Genomic DNA, 17,596 nt, shown 5'->3' with positions numbered 1-17,596 from the left:
TTAACAAATATGAAGAATTTTATTGAACTCATAGATTCGTTTATTGAAGGGAAAATTGACTTCGAAGAATTTGATAAAAATTGGCAAAAATTGTATATTGGATCATTAGATAAAGGGGGACTCTATGAAACTTTGTCTGATATAGAAACTGATTTTATTGACGAAATTCACGACAAAGAGGACTTTACCACAAAAGATGAAAAAGAATTGGAAGATTTAAAAAAATATAACTTCATCTCAGTAAATGAATTTATTGAGTGGTTGAAGGAATTTAAGCAGAAAAATATTCAACTCTGGAGTTAGTTTATGTTTTTTTGGATAAAAAGTAGGTGTTTATTTTTGTCATATAAGTAATTTTTATTTACATTTTATATGCTAATATCATTAATATAGTATTAAGTTTTCAATAATGACTTCAGTTAAGATAAATAATATGAAAATTCAATTTGGAAAACTAGAAGACATTGAAAATTACGCAGATACATATATAGGTATTATTCCTGGTGGGATAAATAGTAAAAAAGATTTATTTAGATCATATGCTGAGGCACTTAGGTTTCCAGGATATTTTGGTTTTAATTGGGATGCTTTAGATGAATGTTTGTCAGATTTTCACTGGATTAAAGATAAAAAAAATATTCTTATATATCATGTGGATATTCCCGATATTGATGAAAAAGAAAAAGTTATTTTATTGAGTGTTTTGATAAATAATATTTTTGAAAATTCAGATGGGAGTTTAATAGTGATGTTTCCAGAAAAGTATAAAGAAAGAATTAAAATCTTGTTAGATAAAATATAATAAGATTATCTAGGGCCTACTTTTGGGTCAGTATAAATCATCTGAATAAGTTTTAAGACAAAACACCTCTTCTAGGGGGTGTTTGTTTTATATATAAGTAATTTCTATTTACATTTTCTATGCTAATATTAAGCGTGGAAAGTTTATGATCTACGCTAAAGCTATAAAAGAATGTGGTGTTATTGAGTAAAGGAGATTAGGTATTTTTTTCTCTAAAAATCTGAAAATGCTATAATTAGCCTATGAACAAAAAGAAAATACTCCTGTTTTCTTTGGTCTATTACCCAGATTTTGTTGGTGGAGCAGAGGTTGCGATCAAGGAAATAACAGACAGACTGGGCGACAGATTTGACTTCCACATGGTTACCATGAGGACAAATAGAGAGAAGACAGAAAAGATAGGAAATGTAACTGTGCATAGAGTCGGACCATATTTATTAGGCGTACCTTTTATCGGAAAGATACTGTTTCATTTGTCGAAATACATGTTTCCGTTTGCTTCGTACGGGTATGCCAAGAAACTCCACAAAGAAGAAAATTACGATATGACTTGGGCGATGATGGCGAACTACGCAGGGTTTGGTGCGCTATTTTTCAAGCTCAAGTTTCCAAAAGTGAAGTTTCTTCTAACACTGCAAGAAGGTGATCCGATCCCGTATATCAAGAGAAGAGTCGCTTTGGTGTATCCACTTTTCAAAATGATTTTTCTGAAAGCAGACAAAATACAAGCGATTTCAAAATATCTAGAAGACTTTGGAAAAAGTATGGGTTTCAAGGGAGAGAGTTTTGTTGTACCAAACGCTGTAGATACAAGTATATTTTCTGAGAAACCCGATCCGATAAGTTTGGAAAGAGTTAGAGAAGAAGTCGGCAAAGAACCGAGTGATATACTACTAGTTACTTCTTCTAGGCTGGTCAAGAAAAACGGGGTGGGGGATGTAATAAGCGCGCTAGCTATCTTGCCAAAAGAGTACAAATTCTTGATCCTCGGCTCTGGCCCACTAGAGAAAAAACTCCGCAAATTGGCCCTGAATTTGGGGGTAGAAAAGAGGGTGATTTGGAAGGGTTATGTGCCTCATAGAGAGATGCCGGGGTATTTGTATATAAGTGATGTATTTATTCGCCCATCGCTCTCTGAGGGCCTAGGAAACGCCTTTCTGGAGGCTATGGCGACAGGACTTCCGGTTGTGGCTACTCCGGTTGGCGGGATACCGGACTTTCTGGTAGATGGCGAAACAGGGGTGTTCTGCGAAGTAGAAAAACCAGACTCTATACGAGACGCAGTGCTTAGATTCCGAGACGACACACTCAGAAACAAGATTATCTTCCGAGCTAGAAATATGGTAGAAGAGAAGTATACTTGGGAGATGGTCGTCTCAAAGATGCGAGTTATATTTGATGAATAATAAAGGCAAAAAATTTCTAATAGTAACTGGTATATATCCACCCGAGATAGGTGGTCCAGCTACTTATGCAAGACTTTTGAAAAACTTCCTAGAAGAGAGGGGGGAGGAGGTAGACGTCGCAATGTTTCGTGTTTCTAGAAAATACCCAAAAGGCATAAGACATATACATTTTACTTTTCTAGTTCTTCGGAAGATTCTTTCTTCAAAATATATTTTTGTACAAGACACACTAAGTGTAGGTCTTCCGACAATGATTGCTTGTTTTGTTCTGCGTAGAAAATATGTTTTGAGAATCCCTGGAGACTATGTATGGGAGCAAGCAAGACAGAGGTGGGGAGTGTCAGACGACATAGAAGTTTTCCAAACAAAAAAATATGGCAAGAAAATAGAACTACTCAAAAAACTAGAAAGGCTTGTCGCAAAGAGGGCGACTAGAGTGATAGTTCCTAGTAAGTACTTTGCCGGTGTTATTTCCAAGTGGGGAATTATAGAAGACAAAATGGAAGTCGTGTACAATGGCGTGCCAAAGATAGATGAAAGTCTGTATGATAATATTCCCAAAAAACCAAAGACTATAATTTCTTCTGGAAGATTTGTACCATGGAAGAACTTCGGTGTTTTGATCCAAGTTATTTCCAAGATGCCAGACTGGACACTTCATCTTGTTGGTGATGGACCAGAAAGAGAGTCACTAGAAAAGCTGGCTAGAGAAATGGATGTAAGTGAAAGAGTTGTATTTACCGGCACACTACCACAAACTGATCTATATAGGTATATAAAAGAGTCTATGTACTTTGTTTTGCCAACCAAGTTCGAGAGCTTTTCTTTTCAGATTGTTGAGGCTATGATGCTCGGTACTCCTGTTTTGGCAAGCAGGGTTTCAAATCTAGAAGAGATAATCCGAGACGGACAAAACGGAGTGTTTATAAACCCAGATGACCCAGAATCTATAAAAAGCGCGATTTTTTCTCTAGAAGAAAATAGTCAGAAGAGAGAAGATATATCTTCTAGTGCCAAGAAAGATTCAGAATTTTTCTCTTTTGAAAAAACAGGTGAGAAGATAATAAATATATTTGAAAAGATATGAAAGTTTTGATGATAAGTGGAGATAGTAAAGTTTTTCGAGAAGATAGCTCGACTTTTTTGCGTGTAAAAGAATACGCGAAGAGGGTGGACTACCTAGAAGTTGTTTGCCTCTGTAGTGAAAAAAAGATCATAGAAGGTGACGGATTCAGAATAACCCCCGTTTCCAAGAATCTTTTTTCTCCATTTAAGATAAAGAGTCTGGTTTCTTCCAAGATTGATCTGGTTACAAGCCAAGACCCGTTTTTTATAGGAGTAGTTTCGCTTATTGTCTCTAGGTTTCTCGGTGCAAAACTTCATACACAAGTCCACACAGATGTTGCAAGTCCATTCTTTAGAAAAAGTTTTTTCGGAAAAATTCGTTTTTTCTTGGCTAGAAAAGTCTTGGAAAAATCAAATGTCATAAGATACGTTTCAGAAAAAACAAAAGAAAACATAGAAAAAGTTTTTGATGTAAAAAGTATTCCATCAGATATAATTCCGATAATAACCGAAAACCCCGGCCTCGTGTCTCAATTCAAAGATGAGGAATTTTTAGAATTTACAAAAAAGTTCCAAAAAACCATACTTCTTTCTGGAAGATTTGAGAAAGAGAAGGGGATATACGAAGGTGTTAAAATTTTTGTAAAAGATAATTTGGAAAACTCTGGACTTGTTGTTGTCGGAGATGGTTCCATGAAAGGTGCAATTTTGAACATAATAAAAAGTGATTCAAAAAACAGGGTTTTAGTTAGGCCGTGGGCTTTTGATCTGGGGTTTTATATGAGAAATGTAGATGTATTTTGGAATAATTCTTTTTTTGAAGGTTTTGGTATGGCGATAGTAGAGTCTCTTCAGAATGGAACTCCTGTTATAACAAGCAGGGTGGGGATAGCAGACAAGGTTATAGACGACAGGGTAAACGGACTTCTTTATGATGCGGGAGATCATGCTGCTATAAGAAATATCTTGAAAGAAATAGACAAGAGCGACATACTTCACACATTAAAAGTTGGTGTGAAAAACAGAAGTTATAATTTTTATGAAAACCAAGGAGAGTATTACGACAGAATAGTTTCAAATTGGAAAAAGGCGATCTAATTATGAAAAAGAAGATTCTTATAATTACACAAATTGTAGACAAAAATGATCCAATTTTGGGATTTTTTCACTCGTGGATTTTGGAATTTGCCAAAAACTTTGAGTCTGTAATTGTAGTGTGTCTCAAAAAAGGAGAATATAATCTGCCTAGCAATGTAGAAGTTCTGTCACTTGGAAAAGAGGAGGGTGTATCTAGAATAAAGTATCTTTTTCGATTCTATAAATATATTTTTTCAAAAAAGAATAATTATGACAGTGTTTTTGTTCACATGAATCCGATATATGTTATTTTGGGCGGAGTGTTCTGGAAAATGATGGGGAAGAGAATTGCTCTGTGGTATACACACAAAAACGTCGACATGAAACTTCGCCTTGCTGAGAAGCTTTGTGATAGTGTTTTTTCTGCTTCAAAAGAAAGTTTTAGATTGCCAAGTAAAAAGCTACACATTATGGGTCATGGTATAGATACCTCTAAGTTTTCTGTAATAAATAGAGACAGGGATCATAGAAAGATCGTGTCTATAGGAAGAGTATCTATTTATAAAAATTACGAACCACTATTAGAAGCTATATCTATTTTGAAAAAAGAAGGATTCGAAACAAAATTAAGTATAGTTGGACCAGAAGATAAAAATTATAAGAAAAAACTTTTAAATCTCATAGATAGTTTAAATATTTATGACAGGGTAGAGTTTTTAGGTCCTATTTCTCAAGATAAGATCCCAACTATTTATAATGATGCAAATATATTTGTTAACCTTAGTAAGACCGGAAGTCTAGACAAGGCTATCCTAGAAGCCATGTCTTGCGGATTAAATGTCCTAACTTCGAATGAAGCTATGTCATATATGCCAGAAAAAAATAAGTGTTCAGAAAATCCACAAGAAATAGCACAAAAAATAAAATATTTATCAGATCTAGGTATCGATAGTCAGGCAAGGGATTTTGTAACAAAAAATCATGAGCTTGTTGATTTAATAAAAAAAATTAAAGATCATATTTTATGAGAATTTTATTATTTGGTATATATGATAAAAATTATTCAAGAAATTCTGTAATTATAGACGGTCTTGTTTCAAACGGGGTAGAGGTGTACGAGTGTGTTGTTGACCCGGAAAAAAATAAAGGTCTAAAAAAATATTTTTCATTATTTCGCGAGTATAAAAAAAATAAAAACTCTAATTTCGACAAGGTTTTCGTTCTTTTTCCCGGACACAGTGTTTTGTGGTTTGCCAGAATCCTTTTTGGTAAAAAGGTAGTTTTAGATTTTTTTGTATCACTTTATAATTCTAATATTGAGGACAGAAAAAAGTTTTCTAAAACTTCTTTAAAAGCGTTTTATTTTTGGTTTCTTGACTGGTTATCTCTTGTTTTTTCACCGGTTATACTTATAGATACAAATTCTCACAAAGATTTCATCTCTAAAAAGTTTTTTGTAAAAAAGAAAAAATTTTTGGTTGTTTATGTTGGCGCAAATGAAAAAATAGTTTACCCTATGGTCTCGGAAAAAAGTGATAAGTTTATAGTTCATTTTCACGGTATAGGAACACCGCTTCACGGTTTAGATAAAATAATACGTGCAGCTAAAAATTTATCGCAGCATAAAGATATAGAGTTCCATATATACGGAAGCAGCACCAAAGAAGTTTCTGATAATATAAAATTTTTTCCAAGGTTTGAATATAAAGATATTTCTCTGGTTTTGTCAAAAGCTGACTTGGTGCTCGGTATTTTTGGCGATACAAAAAAAGCAAATATTGTAATTCCAAACAAGGTATATGAAGGACTTGCTTCTAAAAAGCCGGTTGTTACACTTGAAACAAGTGCAACAAAAGAGCTTTTACATGATCTTGAAAATGTGATATTCTGCTCTAGTGTAAATGATAAAAGTATAGAGGAGAGGATTCTTTTTGCAAAAAATAATCCTGCTATTTGTGAAAAAGTAGCTGTTTCAGGCTATAAAACTTTTTTAGAAAAACTAACTCCAAAAATTATTATAAAAAATCTTTTGGAAAAAATATGAATCAAACAAAATTTGACTATAACAAGCTAAATACCTTGGCGGAGCAAAATAGTTCCAAGTATCAGAACGCAAAACCTTGCCAGCATATATATTTTGATAACTTTTTATCAGAAGATTTGGCAAGAGAACTTCTAAATAATTTTCCAAAAGTTGATTCTGATGTATGGAATAAAGACTATAAAGATCAATACCAATACAAAATGGCATGTGAAGATGCTACTAAGTTTCCCGCGGAAATAAGAGAGACATTGAAAGAATTTAATTCTAGTGAGTTCATCAATTTTCTAGAAAAACTTACAGGTATAGAAGGTATAATTCCAGATCCTCACTACAGAGGTGGTGGTATGCACCAGATAAAAAAGGGTGGATTTCTAAAGGTCCATGTTGACTTCAATTGGTACCCAAGACTTCATATAGAAAGAAGAATAAATGTTCTTTTGTATTTAAATGATAACTGGAAAGAAGAATATGGCGGACACTTTGAACTGTGGAACAAAGATATGACAAAGGCTGAGGTAAAGGTACTGCCTATTTTTAATAGGCTTGCTATTTTTTCCACATCTGAAGATAGTTTTCATGGTCACCCAGATCCAATAAATTGTCCGGAAGACATGACTAGAAAGTCTCTTGCACTTTATTACTATACGTCTCCGGCAAAAGACATAGAAGCTAGGGCAGAGGCCCACTCTACTATCTTCAAAGAAAGACCTGGTGAGGAATTAAAAAACGAACAAAAAAGTTTTTTTGAAAGAGTTCTAAATAAGGTAAAAAATAAAATAAAATAAAAATGAGAACAAGTACCCCCACAATTATCAAATATTTGAAAGAACTCCCAGAGCATTCAAAAGTTCTTGATGCGGGTTGTGGAAAGGGGAGAGATTTAAAATTTATAAAAAAGGAGTGTCCTCATATCAATTTTTATGCAGTAGATTTTGAAAATCATAACTTGCCTAAAGATATCGTATTTAAAGAAGGAGATGTAAAGGATATACCAAATATTTTTTTAGAAGAAAAATTTGATGTAATTATATCCCAACATGTTTTGGAGCATATTTTGTATCCAGTAGATATAGTAAGGGGTTTTAAAACGGTTTTAAAAAAAGAGGGGAGAATATTTATTGAATCTCCAAACTGGACTAGGCTTTTTGTGCCTTTTCATAATGTGTTTTTTTGGAACGATCCAAGTCACATAAGACCATTTACAAAATCATCTTATAAAAATTTGTGTTCTGAGTCCGGACTTGAGGCAATAAAGATTTTTACAAAATCTTCTTCTGGTTTCTCAGGTTCTTTTAGAACTTTACTCAAGTCAAATAATCCATTTGTTTTTATAAAGCGTTTTATTGGTTTTTTTATAAATCCAATTTTGTTCGATACTATTATTTTGATTGCAAAGCATAAATAGATGAAAAAAAACAAAGAAAAAAATATTATTTTTTTTATAAATGGGTCCATTGGTGATTTTTTGATGACACTCCTTTTTCTTGATTGCGTATATCAAAAAAATAAAGATTTTAATTTTTTTATTTCTACCAGTAGAAATAATGGCATTATGAAAAAGTTTTTATCAGAATATCCTCATATAAAATTACTATCGTATCCTCATGATTTGTTTAATTTTTTATTTAAAAAAAATATAGTAATAACACCCCCAACTTTTACAAGGCTGCCATGGCATCAAAAATTTAGTTCATGGATAATTTCTAGAAATTTTCAAAGTAAACTTTTTGGTTTTGATGACAGTTCAAAAATAAACTCTTTTATTTACAACAAGGTTGTTAGTTTCAGGACTGATATTCTATACATAGAATCACTTTTTTACCTTGCAGAAAAAACAGGCATATCCTTTTCAAGAAATAATATGTTTTTAAAAACAAAAAATATTTCTTACTTTGAAAAAAAACCATATATTGTTTTCCATCCATTTGGAGCTAGTGCAGGAAGAAGCCTGATTGATGAAAAGCTAAAAAGTGTATTTTTTTTCATAAAAAATAATTTTCCAAATTACGATATATATATAACAGGATCTTCTGAAGACACAAAAAAGCTCGAAGTTATTGAGGGATGTGATTTTTTTGATTTTACAGGAAAAGACATAGACGCTGTAACCCAACTTATAAAAGAATCCAATTTTTTTATTGGTGTCGACACTGGCATAACACATCTTGCAAATATATTAGACAAAAGAACACTTGTTCTTGCCGAAAACGGTACACCCCATTGGCTTCCTTTTTATAATAAAAAAGCAACCATCTTGTATAAAATAAAAGATGATATTGTCGGTACAAGTAGAGAGGTTTTAGAAGAAAAAAGAAACGGAAGAATTAGGTTTTTAGAAAAAATACCATTGAATGATATAGAAGAACAAATTAAAGAATTATCTAAAAGTATAAATAATTATGAATAAAGAAAAAATAGCATTTTTTATAATTGACCTTTATAGAGGTGGCGGTGAAAAAGTAGTAGTAGATCTTTCCAATGATCTCGTACAAAGAGGATTTGATGTTGATTTAGTTTTGGTTAAAAAAAGAGGACCGTATTTAGATTTAGTTGATAAAAATGTTGAAATCGTTGATTTAGATGTAGATAGAATTATATTTTCTTTGCCTAAATTGATTAGATACTTGAAACAAAACAAACCAAAAGCACTTCTTTCTATATCGAAGCACCCACACCTTATTTCTATATGGGCAAAGATGATATCTAGAGTCGATACTAAGATAATACTAAGACTCGGCATACCTTTCTCAAGAGGTGGCAGCAAGGCCAACTGGAGAGAAAGGATTTTGCCTATTTTAATAAAGATGTTTTATCCGTTTGCAGATCTTATAGTAGGTAACTCAGAATTTATAACAAATGACTTTAGAAGTGTTGTAAAAGTCAAAGATTCTAAAATAACAACAATATACAGTCCAAAACCAACAGAAGAAATCTTGTCCAAAAGTTTAGAAAAAACAGGAGAAGATTGGCTGGATAACAAAGATAAACCAGTGATTATTTCTGTTGGAAGGCTTACTGAGCAAAAAGGTTTTACTACTCTACTAGAAGCGTTTATAAAGTCTCAAGAGAAAATAGACTCTAGACTCATAATATTGGGAAACGGGGAAGATCAAGAGGTTCTAGAGAAAATGGCAATCTCTTCCGGGGTTTCCGATAAGTTCAAAATAATAGGTTTCCAAAAAAACCCTTATGCATTTATGGCGAAATCGGATATTTACGTACTGCCTTCTAGATATGAGGGCATGCCAAATGCCATGATAGAAGCTATGATTTGCGGAGTTCCAGTTATCGCTTCTGATATACCGCCAGCAGTTGAAATAACCAGAAACGGAGAGTTCGGTATAAATTATCCTCTGGACAATGTAGATACTCTCGCAGGAGAGATGGTAGGCATGCTGGGAGACAAAAATAAACTAGAGATGTTTGGTAAAAAGGCAAAAGAAAGAGTGAAAGTATTTGACCACGAGGTTATAATGAAAAGATACATTGAAGTTTTTACATGTTAAAAAAAGTTATATATACAGCAATATTTGGAGACAAAGATGTCTTGCATGAGCCGGAGTTTCTTCCGGAAGGTTTTGACTTTGTCTGTTTTACTGACAATAAAGATCTTGAGTCAAAAGTTTGGGATATTCGTGTTGTGGAACCTTTATTTAAAGATCCTGTTCGAAACGCTCGATATTACAAAATTATGGCACACAAGGTTTTGCCAGAATATGAAATCAGTGTTTGGGTAGATGGAAACATGGTTGTTACCGGAGATGTAAATATTTGGATTGAAAAGTATTTGAAAAAATATTTTTTTGTTACCTTTGATCATTCAAAACAAAAAAAGCGTTGGCTAGGTCTTTTTTGGATTACAGATAAAAAATTTGCGCGTAATTGTATCTATAAAGAGGCGGAAGACATTCTAAAAAAGAACGCAGAAGGGTTTTATATGGATGATCCTGATGTGGTTATTAATCAAGTGAGTAGATATAGAAATGAAGGATATCCTAAAAATAACGGACTTGCTGTCACTATGATTTTATTAAGAAGGCATAATAATGAACAAGTGATAAATTTGATGGAATCTTGGTGGCAAGAATTGTCAGTAGGGAGTCGAAGAGATCAGCTTTCCTTAAATTATGTTGTTTGGAAAAATAGTTTTCCTCTTAAATATGTAAAAGGTGATCCTCGGTACAATAAATTTTTTAAAAAAAATCGACATAAAATAAAGTCAAATTTTCGACAGAATTAAACTTTCATTTTAAAGAAATAATAAAAAGAAGCAATTCCGTTAAAAAGAAGGCCTAATAAAAAAGATATGATAACTCCCATAATTCCAAAAAGTGGGAGAAGAAAAATTAGTGCAACTATTCTTATGATAGGATTTATAATATTTATTATATACAAGGCTCGTTTTTGGTGGTGTGCTGTTAGAGCAGAAACTGCAATTTTTTGAGGAAGAAAAATTAGGGAGATTGCAAAAATTTGTGAATAAATTACCGAGTCCATATATTCAGGTAGTACGATAGAAAATAGAAATGGAGCCGCGATAATGTAGACAATAGTAATTGCGATCATTAAAAATAAAAAAAGAAAAAGTTTCTTAGGAAGTGTTTGTTTTAAATTTTCTACAGAGGTTTCTGCAAATTTAGGATAGGCCAATGTAGATATCGGAGTAAGCATACTTGATATTTTTGTTATAGGAGCTTTTGCAAAAGAGTAGACTGCTAGTTGTGTTGCTCCAAGAAATTGAAAAAGTAATATGTTGTCAAGCGATACAATCCCGTTTGATAGAATCTTCATAAAACTTAAATGTTTGCCATAACTGATTGCTTTTTGGTCTATGGCATCATTTAAATTTTCTTTTTTGAGGATAAAAAATAGAATAAGTCCTCGCACAAGAGTCGTAATTGCAAAATAACTAACCGTTATAAGAATAATATTTTTTGTTATTAATATAATACTTATTAAGGTCGCGACTCGAACAATGGAAATTATTGACCCGTACCAGGTTGCTTTTTTGAAATCTTTCTTACCTTCAACATAACTAGCAAAAATTGAAAAAGAGTCCATGAATGGTAATAGTATTGCTATCCCTATAAAAGATAGCCCCAGAACTTGATTTCCTTGAATTAAATAATATGCTCCAGCACCAATACTTCCAATTGCGCTTAAAAGCCCCCATTTTATTTTTATCCGCAATCCTTCCTTAATTGTTCCATCAAAACCTTGGGCAACCGCTTTGGTTATTGCCGTGTTCATTCCACTTAATGTTGGAGTTGCCAAAAGTCCTGCAATTGAGATTATGTATTGGTAGGTACCGTAGTCATTTGCAGATACAAAGTTACCAAAAACATACACAAGAACCAACGACGCCGCTGATGAAATAACTTTACCGATTCCAATCCAACTTATATTTTTTGTTAGATAAACCATGTCTGTTTGGGTGTATTTTTCTGTTTTCTGGAGCATGTTTTTAATTTTTTCTTTCATAGATATGTAAATTATAAGATACACGAGTCTAAATTAAAAGAAAAGGACTCAATATGGTACATTAATAGTGTTATTTTAATGGTTTGCATAAGTATGACTAAAAGAATTCTTTGTGTTTTTGGTAAAAAACGTCAAATTGCTTTGGATATGGCGGCGCAGAAAAAAGGCTCGGCCACTACTTTTTATGGCTTGAGCCCCTTTCTACTTGGAGAACATAATTTGTTTGTCGGTACACTACCTGTAAATCAAAGAAATTTATTTTGGGCTATTTTAAAGTCAGATATTGTTGTTTTCTCTAAAATGATCAATAAAATGCCTTTTTTAAGAATTGTATTTTTTTGGAAGAAATTTATTTTAATAAATATAGATTTAAATCGTTCAATTAAAAATAAAAAAAGTTTGTTAAAAAGATTTTGGTTTTTTTTAAAAATAATGTCTTTTAATAAAATTGTAAATTTTTCAACAAGTCAAAAAGTTTCTCTTGAAAGATACGGGGTTAAAAAATCTAAATTAGAGTTTATTCATTTCGGTATAGATAATCTTTTTATAGAAAAAAGATTAAGTACACATACGACAAGAGAAGATTTCTATCTCGTTGTTGGTCGTGATGAAGGGAGGGACAATCAAAGCGTCTTGCACCTTGCTCAAAAAAACCCTGATAAACAATTTGTTTTTGTTGTTGATTCTAGGGTTGTTGAAATAAATTCTGACGCTTCAAATATTGTTATTTTAGATAATATCCCTTTTGAGGATTTGATTGTTTTGTATCAAAAAGCAAGAGCTGTGATTGTCCACACGTATACAGATGAAGAAAATAAAGGGTCGGATAGTTCTGGGCAAACTGTGGTCATGGACGCGCTGGCTTGCGGAACCCCTGTTTTTGTTTCTGAAAAGTCTTGGCTGCAAGATTATCCTTTGATTAAGGATAATGTTTTAATTTATAAAAAAGATAATTTGGAAAGTATTTTATTAAAAAATAGTTTAACAAAACAAAAAACCACCCCCTATACAACAATGTCTATGTATCAAGAGTGGCTTAAAATATTTAGTTCTTTTGGTTGATAATTTAAAATATCTTGTCGAAGTTAGAAGAGATGTTTCCAAGTATGGTCATGAAGCTAATATGTTTTTCATTTTCAGGTAATACAATTATATAAAAGTTTCAGACACTACCACAAAATAGATATTATTGGTATATTCAATATCATGAGAAAACTTACAAAAAGAGAGATTTTGAGATTCCCGTCCCTAATTTTTAAAATCTGTAAAATGCGAAAAGTTGCCGAGAATACCATGCTCACTCCGTCTGGCTTGTTTCAAATGGAAAAGTTTATAGAAGATATAAACAAGAAATCTATCCCTGGCGCTATAGTTGAAGCAGGTTGTTGGAAGGGTGGTACTGGTGCGTATATGGCAATGATTGATAAAAATAGAAAAGTATTTTTGTTTGATTCTTTTGAAGGCATGCCAGAGCCAGATACGGTTGATCATAAAAGTGGCGGTAAAAAGGGACTAAAAGGGGGAGATCTTGCGGTAGACGAAAATATAGTTTTGACTTTGAAAGAAAAATATAATCTAAAAAATATACAAGTTGTAAAAGGATACTTTGAAAATACTTTGCCAGTTTGGAAAGAAAAAATTGGCCCGATCGCGATACTTCGAATGGATGGAGATTTTTATTCTTCTACAACCGATATATTAGAAAACTTATACGATCAAGTTTCTCCTGGTGGATATGTAGTTATCGATGATTGGCACGATTTCAATGGTTGCAGAAAAGCCATATACGACTTTTTTAGTAAAAGGGAAGAAGTTCCAGATATTAGAGACTTTCCAGCTTTTGGAAAGCCCTATTTCAAAAAATAAAAATTAATTTTTTATACCAAAAGATTTTTTTAAATCTTCTAATCCGTCTTCTATTTTTACTTTTGGCTCCCATCCAATTAGTTTTTTTATTTTTGATATATCAGCCAGACTATGCTTCGCCTCTTTTCTTTCTGGTTCATATTTTAATTCACCACCTATCATATTTGCTAATTCTAATACAGTTATATTTTTTCCATATCCCACATTTAAAACTTCACCTTTTCCAACGTTGGCACTTTCCATTGCTAGAATATTAGCATTAACCACATCTGATACATGTGTAAAGTCCCTGCTTTGTAATCCATCCCCAACTATAGTTAATGGAAGGTTTAGTTTTCTATTTTTTAAAAATTTAACAACTACGCCGGCATAAGGGCCATCGGGGTTTTGGTGTCGTCCGTATACGTTGAAATACCTCAAACAAACAGTTTCTAAATTGTAAATATCAGAAAATACCCGACAATATAACTCTCCCACGTATTTTTGTATACCATAAGGATGTACGGGTTTTGGCGTCATTTCTTCTGTTAGTGGCATAATTTTTTGCTCACCATATGCTGAACTTGATGCTGAATAGACAACCCTCCTTACACCAGATTCTTTTGCAGCCATTAAAACATTTAAAGTTCCTGTTATATTTGCTTCGTTTGTTTCAAGCGGATATTCTATAGAATATGGAACTCGTGGGATTGCGGCAACGTGAAAGACTGTGTCTGTGTCTTTAAATATTTCTAGTAATTTATTGTAGTTTTTTATATCTTCAACTATTAAATTTGAATGATGTGGACACCTTTCTTTTTTACCCTGGCTTAGATTATCAACTATAGTCACATTGTATCCCAGATCTACTAATTTTTCTGCAAGATTAGAACCAATAAATCCAGCACCGCCCGTTATTACAATTTTTTTATTATTATTTTTCATTTTTAGTGAGTAAATATTATTTGGATCGTTTTTAATATAATTCCAAGATCTAACAAGAAGCTTTTGTTTTTGAGGTAATATAGGTCGTATTCAAATTTCTCCTTTGAGTCTAGGACGCTTCTAGCGTAGCGATACTTGATCTGCGCCCACCCTGTAAACCCAGGCTTTATAGCGTGTCTTATGTAGTAGTAAGGTATTTCTTCTTTTAGCTTTTCTACAAATTCTGGCCTTTCTGGTCTTGGTCCTACTAGAGCAATATCTCCCTTTATGATATTTATCATTTGTGGGATTTCGTCTACGTGGAGTTTTCTTATAACTTTGCCGACTTTTGTTACTCTAGGATCTTTTTTCTCTGCCCACATGGCACCAGCGCTTTCAGCGTTTTTTGTCATAGATCGAAACTTTATAACCTTGAAGTTTTTGCCACCTTTACCTACACGGTCTTGTTTGTAGAAAACAGGAGCACCATCTTCTAGAAAAATAAATATTCCAAACAAAACTGTTATAGGTAGTGTGACCGTTAGTATTAGTACTGAAAACAAAACCTCTAGAATTCTATACAAAAAGTTTCTTCCTAAATCTTTCTTTTCTAGAATAGATATAGCGTCTTCGTTTGTCATAAGGTCAATAGAAGTTTTTGAAAAAATTTCTTCATAAGCATCTTTTAGCCTTAGTACTGGGAGGTTTATATCGTTTAATGTTTTTACTATATCTTCTTTTATATCTTCAACGATAACTATAAAATCAACCTTGTTTTTTTGACAGAAGTTTGCGAGAGCTTCTGTGGTCTCAAATTCACCGACAATCTTTCCTAGGTATGAGTAATTTTTTAGTTCAGAAATCATTTCTTGTGATCGCTGGTTTTTTCCAAGTATTGCTATTTTTTGTACCAAACTTTTTTCAAATATTCTAAAAAATATTCTTCTCCAGATTATTATCAAAAAGAAAGAAGAAGCACTAAAGATAAGAAGGTTAACCTTTGGAGATATTCCAAAAGAAGGGAAGAGATAGAATAACCCCGCTCCGAGCATTGTCCCGAGGAATGTTGCAAACCCAAGATACCCTATAGATGCTGGTGTCGGACGTAGGTTTTTTTGATCATATAGATTAAATACGAAAAATACGATAAGCCAAAGTATGCTTATTATGATAAACGGACCTTGGTGAAGATTTATAACTTCTTCTTTGTCTAATCCTGGGAAACCTAGGGCTATCATCACAAAAAACGACACAACTAGAGAAATTGCGTCTCCCAGCAATATATAAGACTTTCTCGAATAATTCATAACAAAACTATAGAACTTATACTTGATTTAGTCAAAACGATATTCAAGTATAATCTTTGTGATATAATCACTTTATAAAATATGATTCAGAAGCTAAATATCAACTTTTTGAAGAATTTTTGGTCCTCGCTTTCCCCGAGAAATAGGAAGATTTTTTATTTTGGCGCAGCGATATTACTCGTAATTGTTTTTTCTGTTATTGGCAAGAAACAAAGCTTCGAAGAGGTCTCTGTATCACAGAGAGTTATATCTGACTTTATACAAGCGACAGGAGAAGTTACGAGTGAGGTTGATCTAGATCTTGCGTTTCAAGTCGGCGGTTATGTAGATGAGATCAGAAAACCACTTGGATCAGTTGTAAAAGAAGGCGACATAATCGCAACACTAGAACTTCTAGAAGAGAACGCAACTCTTACAAAAGCTAGAGGTGCACTACTCAAAGCAGAAGCAGAATACGAACAAGCGCTAAGCATAACAAGCGGAGAAGACATCGCAAAGCTAGAACTAGAACTTGAAAACGAGAAGGCAAGACAAGACATACTAGTAGATAACGCATATAGAACCCTGCTTTCTTCTGATCTTGAAGCGGTTCCAACTTCTTCACTTTCTACCAACACACCGCCAACAATAACAGGAGTATTTACTGGTGGGATAGAAGGTGACTACAAAGTATATATAAGTTTGAAAACATCTTCTCCAACAAATGGATCTTTTCACTACACAGGGTTAGAGAAAGATTTAGAAGAAGTTAGTATAGTTGCTGGTAAGGCGCTACCTCTTGGAACATATGGACTATATATAGAATTTCCAGATGACTTTTCTTATGGAGAAAGTGATACAGACTGGGTGATATCTATTCCAAACAAAAAAAGCTCTTCTTATACAACAAACTACAATGCATACATACTCGCACAAAATACAAGAGAGCAAACAATCTCAGAACTTGAGGCTGATCTAGAAATAAAGAAACAAGAAACTTCAAATGGCGATACAAAAATAGCTTATGCAAACCTAGTTTCTGCACAAGGAGATTATCAGTCAGCACTCGCTAGTTATGAAAAAGGAGTCATAAGAGCTCCAGTTCCAGGAAAAGTTACTAGAGTTTCTATCAAGCCAGGTGAGTTGGTGCAGTCTTTTGAATCTGTAGTTTCACTTCTAGACGAAGAGAATCTATATATAGAAGCAAAGATAAACGAATCTAGTGTTTCTCATATAAGAGAAGGGCAGGGTGTGGTTATTTCTCTCGATGCACTTCCAGGAGATTCTTTCGAAGGACATGTGGTGTCTGTCGACTCTTCTCCTACACCAGAAAACAATGTGGTGAACTATGTTGTAAAGATTTTTGTTGACTCTGAAGATATAAATATAAAACCTGGTATGACAGCAACGCTATCGATCAACATCGACACAGAAGATGGCGTACTTTCTATACCAAGAGACTCTGTTTACTATGATGGTACTACTTCATATGTTTATGTAGACAATGGTAAGAAAACAAGGGACATAAAACTCGGCTCTTTGGGAGATGAAACATATGTAGAAGTAATAGAGGGTCTATCGATAGGAGAAAAAGTTTATAGGATTAAAGATTAGTAAAACATGAACCACCTAATAAAAAGAATCATATTTTTTTGCCTGATAATCT

General features: G+C 33.1%; 18 protein-coding genes. 15 read left to right on the top strand and 3 right to left on the bottom strand.

Going from position 1 to position 17,596, the window contains the following annotated elements; genetic code table 11:
* The first annotated feature begins 9 nt into the window (after positions 1-9).
* From H6791_02340 to H6791_02285, 12 genes are all read left to right on the top strand, one after another.
* A complete protein-coding gene (locus H6791_02340; GenBank protein USN94576.1) occupies positions 10-303 on the top strand; it encodes a hypothetical protein in 294 nt (97 codons plus the stop codon).
* Positions 304-433: 130 nt separating this feature from the next.
* Positions 434-802, top strand: a complete 369-nt coding sequence (locus H6791_02335; protein USN94575.1) for a barstar family protein — start codon at positions 434-436, stop codon at positions 800-802.
* Positions 803-1,044: 242 nt separating this feature from the next.
* The gene (locus tag H6791_02330) at positions 1,045-2,208 is read left to right on the top strand and encodes a glycosyltransferase family 4 protein (GenBank protein USN94574.1); all 1,164 of its coding nucleotides are present in this window, start codon (positions 1,045-1,047) and stop codon (positions 2,206-2,208) included.
* A complete protein-coding gene (locus H6791_02325; protein USN94573.1) occupies positions 2,201-3,295 on the top strand; it encodes a glycosyltransferase family 4 protein in 1,095 nt (364 codons plus the stop codon). The genes H6791_02330 and H6791_02325 overlap by 8 nt, the downstream gene beginning before the upstream one ends.
* A complete protein-coding gene (locus tag H6791_02320) occupies positions 3,292-4,371 on the top strand; it encodes a glycosyltransferase (GenBank protein USN94572.1) in 1,080 nt (359 codons plus the stop codon). Before H6791_02325 ends, H6791_02320 begins: the two co-directional genes overlap by 4 nt.
* Positions 4,372-4,373: 2 nt before the next feature.
* The gene (locus H6791_02315; protein ID USN94571.1) at positions 4,374-5,378 is read left to right on the top strand and encodes a glycosyltransferase family 4 protein; all 1,005 of its coding nucleotides are present in this window, start codon (positions 4,374-4,376) and stop codon (positions 5,376-5,378) included.
* Positions 5,375-6,394 carry a glycosyltransferase gene (locus H6791_02310; protein ID USN94570.1) on the top strand — a complete coding sequence of 340 codons (1,020 nt, stop codon included), beginning with the start codon at positions 5,375-5,377 and terminating at the stop codon, positions 6,392-6,394. Before H6791_02315 ends, H6791_02310 begins: the two co-directional genes overlap by 4 nt.
* 200 nt (positions 6,395-6,594) lie before the next feature.
* The gene (locus H6791_02305; protein ID USN95135.1) at positions 6,595-7,179 is read left to right on the top strand and encodes a 2OG-Fe(II) oxygenase; all 585 of its coding nucleotides are present in this window, start codon (positions 6,595-6,597) and stop codon (positions 7,177-7,179) included.
* Positions 7,180-7,181: 2 nt separating this feature from the next.
* Entirely contained in the window at positions 7,182-7,799 is a 618-nt protein-coding gene (locus tag H6791_02300) for a class I SAM-dependent methyltransferase (GenBank protein USN94569.1), read from the top strand.
* Positions 7,800-8,801 carry a hypothetical protein gene (locus H6791_02295; GenBank protein ID USN94568.1) on the top strand — a complete coding sequence of 334 codons (1,002 nt, stop codon included), beginning with the start codon at positions 7,800-7,802 and terminating at the stop codon, positions 8,799-8,801.
* Positions 8,794-9,900, top strand: coding sequence for a glycosyltransferase (locus tag H6791_02290; GenBank protein USN94567.1), 1,107 nt, complete (start codon positions 8,794-8,796; stop codon positions 9,898-9,900). The genes H6791_02295 and H6791_02290 overlap by 8 nt, the downstream gene beginning before the upstream one ends.
* Positions 9,894-10,634, top strand: coding sequence for a DUF616 domain-containing protein (locus H6791_02285; GenBank protein USN94566.1), 741 nt, complete (start codon positions 9,894-9,896; stop codon positions 10,632-10,634). The genes H6791_02290 and H6791_02285 overlap by 7 nt, the downstream gene beginning before the upstream one ends.
* Here H6791_02285 and H6791_02280 read toward each other — a convergent pair.
* A complete protein-coding gene (locus H6791_02280; GenBank protein ID USN94565.1) occupies positions 10,631-11,875 on the bottom strand; it encodes an oligosaccharide flippase family protein in 1,245 nt (414 codons plus the stop codon). The two genes, H6791_02285 and H6791_02280, sit on opposite strands and share 4 nt — an antisense overlap.
* 93 nt (positions 11,876-11,968) lie before the next feature.
* Here H6791_02280 and H6791_02275 point away from each other — a divergent pair, with 93 nt between their 5' ends.
* On the top strand, positions 11,969-12,937 hold the full coding sequence (locus H6791_02275) for a hypothetical protein (protein USN94564.1): 969 nt from the start codon (positions 11,969-11,971) through the stop codon (positions 12,935-12,937).
* Positions 12,938-13,144: 207 nt separating this feature from the next.
* Positions 13,145-13,741 (top strand): class I SAM-dependent methyltransferase, encoded by a 597-nt coding sequence (locus tag H6791_02270; GenBank protein USN94563.1) that lies wholly within the window; start codon positions 13,145-13,147, stop codon positions 13,739-13,741.
* 3 nt (positions 13,742-13,744) lie between these two features.
* On the opposite strand, the gene H6791_02265 is transcribed toward H6791_02270, so the two are convergent.
* Positions 13,745-14,665, bottom strand: a complete 921-nt coding sequence (locus tag H6791_02265) for an NAD-dependent epimerase/dehydratase family protein (GenBank protein ID USN94562.1) — start codon at positions 14,663-14,665, stop codon at positions 13,745-13,747.
* Positions 14,666-14,667: 2 nt separating this feature from the next.
* A complete protein-coding gene (locus tag H6791_02260) occupies positions 14,668-15,951 on the bottom strand; it encodes a sugar transferase (protein USN94561.1) in 1,284 nt (427 codons plus the stop codon).
* A gap of 81 nt (positions 15,952-16,032) precedes the next feature.
* Between H6791_02260 and H6791_02255 the strand changes: the two genes are divergently transcribed.
* Positions 16,033-17,544, top strand: coding sequence for an efflux RND transporter periplasmic adaptor subunit (locus tag H6791_02255; protein USN94560.1), 1,512 nt, complete (start codon positions 16,033-16,035; stop codon positions 17,542-17,544).
* The last annotated feature ends 52 nt before the right edge of the window (positions 17,545-17,596 follow it).

This window comes from Candidatus Nomurabacteria bacterium (genome assembly GCA_023898605.1).
GTDB lineage: Bacteria > Patescibacteriota > Minisyncoccia > Phycocordibacterales > UBA9973 > HK-STAS-PATE-34.
The sequence above is the reverse complement of the archived record's forward strand: the minus strand, read 5'-3'. Positions and strand labels throughout refer to the sequence as shown.

Bases quoted from the DNA above. Each gene is read 5' to 3' on its own strand.
- H6791_02295 (USN94568.1), top strand. From the start codon at position 7,800: ATGAAAAAAAACAAAGAAAAAAATATTATTTTTTTTATAAATGGGTCC.
- H6791_02270 (USN94563.1), top strand. From the start codon at position 13,145: ATGCGAAAAGTTGCCGAGAATACCATGCTCACTCCGTCTGGCTTGTTT.
- H6791_02325 (USN94573.1), top strand. From the start codon at position 2,201: ATGAATAATAAAGGCAAAAAATTTCTAATAGTAACTGGTATATATCCA.
- H6791_02305 (USN95135.1), top strand. From the start codon at position 6,595: ATGGCATGTGAAGATGCTACTAAGTTTCCCGCGGAAATAAGAGAGACA.
- H6791_02340 (USN94576.1), top strand. From the start codon at position 10: ATGAAGAATTTTATTGAACTCATAGATTCGTTTATTGAAGGGAAAATT.
- H6791_02275 (USN94564.1), top strand. From the start codon at position 11,969: ATGACTAAAAGAATTCTTTGTGTTTTTGGTAAAAAACGTCAAATTGCT.
- H6791_02290 (USN94567.1), top strand. From the start codon at position 8,794: ATGAATAAAGAAAAAATAGCATTTTTTATAATTGACCTTTATAGAGGT.
- H6791_02320 (USN94572.1), top strand. From the start codon at position 3,292: ATGAAAGTTTTGATGATAAGTGGAGATAGTAAAGTTTTTCGAGAAGAT.
- H6791_02285 (USN94566.1), top strand. From the start codon at position 9,894: ATGTTAAAAAAAGTTATATATACAGCAATATTTGGAGACAAAGATGTC.
- H6791_02260 (USN94561.1), bottom strand. From the start codon at position 15,951: ATGAATTATTCGAGAAAGTCTTATATATTGCTGGGAGACGCAATTTCT.
- H6791_02300 (USN94569.1), top strand. From the start codon at position 7,182: ATGAGAACAAGTACCCCCACAATTATCAAATATTTGAAAGAACTCCCA.
- H6791_02310 (USN94570.1), top strand. From the start codon at position 5,375: ATGAGAATTTTATTATTTGGTATATATGATAAAAATTATTCAAGAAAT.
- H6791_02280 (USN94565.1), bottom strand. From the start codon at position 11,875: ATGAAAGAAAAAATTAAAAACATGCTCCAGAAAACAGAAAAATACACC.
- H6791_02315 (USN94571.1), top strand. From the start codon at position 4,374: ATGAAAAAGAAGATTCTTATAATTACACAAATTGTAGACAAAAATGAT.
- H6791_02335 (USN94575.1), top strand. From the start codon at position 434: ATGAAAATTCAATTTGGAAAACTAGAAGACATTGAAAATTACGCAGAT.
- H6791_02255 (USN94560.1), top strand. From the start codon at position 16,033: ATGATTCAGAAGCTAAATATCAACTTTTTGAAGAATTTTTGGTCCTCG.
- H6791_02330 (USN94574.1), top strand. From the start codon at position 1,045: ATGAACAAAAAGAAAATACTCCTGTTTTCTTTGGTCTATTACCCAGAT.
- H6791_02265 (USN94562.1), bottom strand. From the start codon at position 14,665: ATGAAAAATAATAATAAAAAAATTGTAATAACGGGCGGTGCTGGATTT.